Raw genomic sequence first — 372 nt, 5'->3', positions numbered from 1 at the left:
GGTGGCGCTGAGCGGCTCCTTCAGACCCTCGTGGGTCACCCGGCAGCCGAAGCGCGCCCCCCCCTCCCAGCTCTTGCGGGTGACGTTGACGCGGCTCCATTGGGTGACGCCGCTCTCCGTACAGTCGGAGCAGCCCGACTCGTCGCTCTCGGGGGCGGGGGTCATCTCCTCGTTGTCCTGCAGCCATTGGATGGTGGCGCCGGCCGACGGCAGCCCTTCCACCAGGCAGACGAGGAGGACGCGGCGCTCGGGGTCCTCCTGGGTGGGGTCGCTCAGGAGGGTCACTTTGGGGGTGACTACGAGGCAGACGCCATCCCCATCGATGGTCTCCTTCACATCAGCCCCGGTGGCCGCGTGCTGCGCCCTACAGAC

Annotated in this window: 1 protein-coding gene; it reads right to left on the bottom strand. The window is 69.6% G+C overall.

Annotated elements, in window-relative coordinates:
* The coding region (locus tag L9G74_RS23900) for an immunoglobulin domain-containing protein (protein ID WP_238898529.1) at positions 1 to 336 on the bottom strand (336 nt) is incomplete at its 3' end.
* Positions 337 to 372: the final 36 nt, after the last annotated feature.

The sequence above is a fragment of the Shewanella electrica genome, assembly GCF_022321485.1.
GTDB lineage: Bacteria > Pseudomonadota > Gammaproteobacteria > Enterobacterales > Shewanellaceae > Shewanella > Shewanella electrica.
This window is presented reverse-complemented; position numbering and strand designations above follow the sequence as displayed.